Raw genomic sequence first — 4931 nt, 5'->3', positions numbered from 1 at the left:
AGAGACTATGCCCGTGGACGTCTCATGGATCCCAGGTGACAGCGATCTTCTCGTAGCGATCATCGCGGGGCTCGCGGTGCTCGGCGGTGCCGCGGCCGCGGTGGTGGGCAAGGCGCGCCAAGCGCCGCCCAAGGAGCCTCCTCGACCCGCCGCGCCCGCGCCGGTGGACGATGCGGAGGCCCCGGCCGCGCCCCAGCAGGCGCCGGAGCCGGCCGAGCCCCCGGCGCCCGTCGCGACGGTCGAGGCACCCGAGTCGGTCGATGCGCGCTTCGCGCGCCTCCGACGTCGCCTCGGCGGGGGGCTGGGCCAGTCCCTGCTCGCGATCTTCCGGCGCGGTTCCCTCTCTCAGGACGACTGGGACGAGTTGGAGGAGACCCTGCTGATGGCGGACGTGGGCGCCGGGGCGACCGACGAGCTGCTGGGCGACCTGCGGGCACGGCTCAAGGCCGAGCCCGACGCCGAGCCCAAGGAGCTGCTGCGTGCCGCGCTGCTGGACGTGGTGAACCCGGGGCTCGACCGTTCGCTGCGACTGGGCGAGGCGGGTGACGGATCCCTGCACTCCGCGATCGTGGTGGGAGTGAACGGGGTGGGCAAGACCACCACGGTGGGCAAGCTCGCGCGGGTGCTGGTGGCCGAGCATCGCACGGTGGTGCTGGGCGCCGCGGACACGTTCCGCGCAGCCGCGGCAGATCAGCTCGAGACGTGGGGCTCGCGGGTGGGGGTACCGGTGGTGCGCGCGCACGTCGACGGTGCGGACCCGGCCTCGGTCGCCTACGAGGCCGCGGATCGCGCCCGGGCCGACGCCGTCGAGGTGCTGCTGGTCGACACCGCGGGTCGCCTCCAGAACAAGCAGGGGCTCATGGACGAACTGGGCAAGATCGTCCGCGTGGTCTCGAAGGTGAGCCCGCCCAGCGAGGTGCTGCTGGTGCTGGACGCGACCACCGGACAGAACGGGCTCACCCAGGCCCGGGTGTTCGGCCAGGTGGCCCCCCTCACCGGCATCGTGCTCACCAAGCTCGACGGCACCGCCAAGGGCGGCATCGTCCTCGCCGTGCAGCGCGAGCTGGGCGTTCCGGTGAAGTTCGTCGGGCTGGGCGAAGGCGCCGACGACCTGGCGCCGTTCGACGCTGAGGGCTTCGTCGACTCCCTCTTGGGCGAGTGACGTCGGGCCGCTGACCGGCCCTTCGCAACTCCCCGGCCATCCGGCGCGTTCCATCGCGCCCGTCTGCGCAACACACCTTTTACGCTCGCGAGCCGGATGTAACGCGGCGGAAACACGGAGGTCGTTCAGGGGTAACACTCCTCCGCGAGTCTGGCTTCACTGTTGGCCGAGCGGCCAGCGGAAGGAGAGAAACAATGGATTTCACGCTGGATTCCGGCAATACCGCGTGGATGATCGTTGCGACCGCTCTTGTCCTCCTCATGACGCCCGGTCTGGCGTTCTTCTACGGAGGCATGGTTCGCGCGAAGTCCGTGCTCAATATGATGATGATGAGCTTCATCAGCATCGCGATCGTCGGCGTCATCTGGGTGGTGTACGGCTACGGCCTCACCTTCGGCTCCGGTGACCTGATCGGCAACCCGTCCGGGTTCTTCGGCCTCAATGAGATGTCCGATGCCGACTCGCTCGCCGCTGGTTCCGGCGTGCCGTTCCTGGTCATGGCAGGCTTCCAGGCCACGTTCGCGATCATCACCGTCGCGCTGATCTCCGGTTCCGTCGCGGACCGCATGAAGTTCGGTGCCTGGAGCGCCTTCGTCGCCCTGTGGGTGACGCTGTCCTACTTCCCGGTCGCTCACGCGGTCTGGGGCGGCGGCCTGCTCGGCTGGGACAACCCGATCACCGCATCGTCGCCCATCGACTTCGCCGGTGGAACCGTGGTCCACATCAACGCCGGTGCCGCGGGTCTGGCGCTCGCGCTGCTGCTCGGCACGCGCAAGGGCTTCGGCAAGGAGCCCTTCAAGCCCCACAACCTGCCCTACGTCATGCTCGGCGCCGCGCTCCTGTGGTTCGGCTGGTTCGGCTTCAACGCCGGTTCTGAGTTCGCCGCCGACGCCACCGCGGGTCGCGCCTTCCTCAACACCGTGGTGGCCCCGGCCGTCGCGATCCTGGGCTGGCTGATCGTCGAGCAGATCCGTGACGGCAAGCCCACCTCGCTGGGTGCCGCGTCCGGCATCGTCGCGGGTCTGGTCGCCATCACTCCCGCCGCGGCGTCCGTCGACACCTGGGGTGCCATCGCCATCGGCTTCATCGCCGGTGTCCTGTGCGCCATGGCCGTGGGCCTGAAGTACAAGTTCGGCTACGACGACTCGCTCGATGTCGTGGGCGTCCACCTCGTGGGTGGCCTCGTGGGCACCATCTTGATCGGCCTCTTCGCGAACCTGGACGAGGGCACCACGTGGGCAGGCGCGGGCGATGAGCTCGTGCCGATGAACGGTTTGTTCTACGGTGGTGGTGCGACACAGCTCGTCACGCAGACCGTCGTGGCCCTCATCGTCGTGGTCTTCTCGTTCGTGGTCACCTACGTGATCGGCCTCATCATCAAGGCCATCGGTGGGCTCCGCGTCAGCGAGGACATCGAGGTGTCGGGTATCGACCTCGCCGCACACGGCGAGACCGCTTACGAGGAGGCGAAGTAACAATGAAGCTGGTCACCGCTATCATCCAGCCCCACCGCGTCGACGAGGTCCGTGCGGCCCTCGAGGCCGCGGGCGTCAAGGGCGTCACCGTCTCGGAGGCGGCCGGCTACGGGCGCCAGAAGGGCCACACCGAGGTCTACCGTGGCGCCGAGTACACCGTCGACCTGGTCCCCAAGACCCGTCTTGAGGTCCTCGTGGACGACGCCGACGCCGCAACCGTGACCGAGGCGATCGTCTCGGCCGCGCAGACCGGCAAGATCGGCGACGGCAAGGTGTGGGTTGTCCCCGTCGACGACATCGCCCGTGTGCGCACCGGCGAGCACGGCGTGGAAGCCCTCTAGAGGGGACACCGCCAGACACTATGGAGGGCCGTGACGGTACCCGTGACGGCTCCCGCGCTGAGGTCCCGCACCCCCGTGGGGTGCGGGACCTCAAGCGTCTGCGTAGCGAGTACGCGGAACGCCTCGCGGCCACGGGCCGCAGCGGTCGGGAGCGTCGTCAGGCGATGGCCGACTTCGTCTTCGCGCACCTCAAGGAGCACTGGGACGAGCACTCGGGCGGCATGCGCGACGGCATCGCGTTCGGCGCCGTCGGCTCGGTGGGCCGCGGCGACGCGGGGCCGGCGTCCGACCTCGACCTGCTGATCCTGCACGACGGCTCGACGCACTCGAAGGCCGCGGTCGCGGGGCTCGCCCAGCGACTCTGGTACCCCATCTGGGACGCGGGCCTCGAGCTCGACTACTCGACGCGCACGCTCACCGAGTGCCGGCAGGTCGCGTCGAAGGACCTCGCCGCCGCGGCGGGGCTGCTCGACCTTCATCACATCGCGGGCGACGAGCAGCTGATCCAGCAGGCCCGCACGCACATCTATCAGGACTGGCGCGCCGCCGCGCGCAAGCGCCTGCCCGAGCTGCTGGCCGCCTCGCATGCCCGTGCCGAGCGCCACGGCGAGCTCGCCTACCTCATCGAGCCCAACATCAAGGAGGCGCGCGGTGGCATGCGCGACTTCACCAGCCTCACCGCGCTGTCCGCCACCTGGCTCACCGACCGCCCCCACGGCGCGGTCGACGACGCGGGCCAGCTGCTCATGGACGTGCGCGACGCCATTCAGATGGAGGCGGGCCGTCCGGTAGTGGTGCTCGGCCGCCACCTCGCGCCCGACGTGGCTGCGAGGCTTGCCTACGACGACCCCGACGACCTGCTGGCGGCGCTGGCCGAGGCCGGCCGCACCATCGCGTTCGCTCTCGACACGACGGAACGCGGGGCGCGCCGCTCGCTCGAGCGCTCCGGGATCGGCTCTCGCGCCTTCCTGGCGCGCCGCCGCGCCTCCTCGCCGCGCCACGTGAGCGTGGCGCCCGGGCTCATCGACGTCGACGGCGAGCTGGCGCTCGCCGCCGGATTCCGGCCCGAGGACGATGCGCTGCTGCCTTTGCGCGCGGCGGCGGTGGCCGCCAGCACCGGGCTGACGTTCACCCCGACCCTGCTCGCCTCGCTGCAGCGGTCCCCGGACCTGCCGGTGCCGTGGCCCGCGGAGGCACGCGCGCACCTGCGGGACCTGCTCCGCTCGGGCGCGCATCTGGTCCAGGTCTGGGAGGCCATCGACCTCGAGGGTCTGGTGGTGCGCTGGATTCCCGAATGGGAGGGCGTGCGCAACCGTCCGCAGCGCAGCCCGATCCACTTGTTCACGGTGGACCGCCACATGCTCGAGGCCGTCACGCTCGCGGCGAAGCATCGGCGCGGCACCCAGCGCTCGGACCTGCTGCTGCTCGCGGCCCTGCTTCACGACATCGGCAAGCGGGCCGGAGCCACGGACCACTCGATCGACGGCGCTGCCCTCATCCCCGGCATCGCGGCCCGCCTGGGGCTGTCCGCCGAGACCTCGTGCGACCTCGAGCTATTGGTGCGCGAGCACCTCACCCTGGCCACTCTCGCGACCAAGCGCGACCCGGAGGACCCGGCGACGGTGGCCGCCCTGCTCGATGCCGTCGAGCACCGGCCCGAGATGCTCGAGCTCCTGCGCGCGCTCACCGAGGCGGATGCGAGGGCGGCCGGACCCAAGGCGTGGACCGGCTGGCGGGCGCAGTTGATCGACACGCTGACGGCGCGGGCGCGGGACGCGCTGGCCACGGGGAGTCCTCCCGCGGGACGGTAGGCTGGAAGGCACGCTGTGAAGGGATATCCGTGTTCGCCAACCTCTCCGATCGTCTGACAGAGACGTTCCGCAATCTGCGGGGCAAGGGCCGCCTGTCCGAGGCGGACATCGACGGCACCATCCGTGAGATCCGCCGCGCGCT

Annotated in this window: 5 protein-coding genes; all 5 read left to right on the top strand. The window is 70.7% G+C overall.

Going from position 1 to position 4931, the window contains the following annotated elements:
• Positions 1 to 7: 7 nt before the first annotated feature.
• On the top strand, positions 8 to 1162 hold the full coding sequence (gene ftsY, locus Q0L54_RS10395) for a signal recognition particle-docking protein FtsY (protein WP_296667881.1): 1155 nt from the start codon (positions 8 to 10) through the stop codon (positions 1160 to 1162).
• A 194-nt stretch (positions 1163 to 1356) separates the two neighbouring features.
• The gene (locus tag Q0L54_RS10390; protein WP_296667877.1) at positions 1357 to 2637 is read left to right on the top strand and encodes an ammonium transporter; all 1281 of its coding nucleotides are present in this window, start codon (positions 1357 to 1359) and stop codon (positions 2635 to 2637) included.
• 2 nt (positions 2638 to 2639) lie between these two features.
• Positions 2640 to 2978, top strand: coding sequence for a P-II family nitrogen regulator (locus Q0L54_RS10385; protein ID WP_296667876.1), 339 nt, complete (start codon positions 2640 to 2642; stop codon positions 2976 to 2978).
• An 80-nt stretch (positions 2979 to 3058) separates the two neighbouring features.
• Positions 3059 to 4789: an HD domain-containing protein gene (locus Q0L54_RS10380; RefSeq protein WP_366937959.1), complete on the top strand. Its 1731-nt coding sequence runs from the start codon at positions 3059 to 3061 to the stop codon at positions 4787 to 4789.
• Positions 4790 to 4818: 29 nt separating this feature from the next.
• The coding region (locus Q0L54_RS10375) for a signal recognition particle receptor subunit alpha (protein ID WP_296667879.1) at positions 4819 to 4931 on the top strand (113 nt) is incomplete at its 3' end.

The organism is Demequina sp. (genome assembly GCF_024642165.1).
Classification (GTDB): Bacteria; Actinomycetota; Actinomycetes; order Actinomycetales; family Demequinaceae; genus Demequina.
This window is presented reverse-complemented; position numbering and strand designations above follow the sequence as displayed.

Excerpts from the sequence above, each read along its gene's own strand:
- ftsY (WP_296667881.1), top strand. The coding sequence starts at position 8 with ATGCCCGTGGACGTCTCATGGATCCCAGGTGACAGCGATCTTCTCGTA.
- Q0L54_RS10385 (WP_296667876.1), top strand. The coding sequence starts at position 2,640 with ATGAAGCTGGTCACCGCTATCATCCAGCCCCACCGCGTCGACGAGGTC.
- Q0L54_RS10390 (WP_296667877.1), top strand. The coding sequence starts at position 1,357 with ATGGATTTCACGCTGGATTCCGGCAATACCGCGTGGATGATCGTTGCG.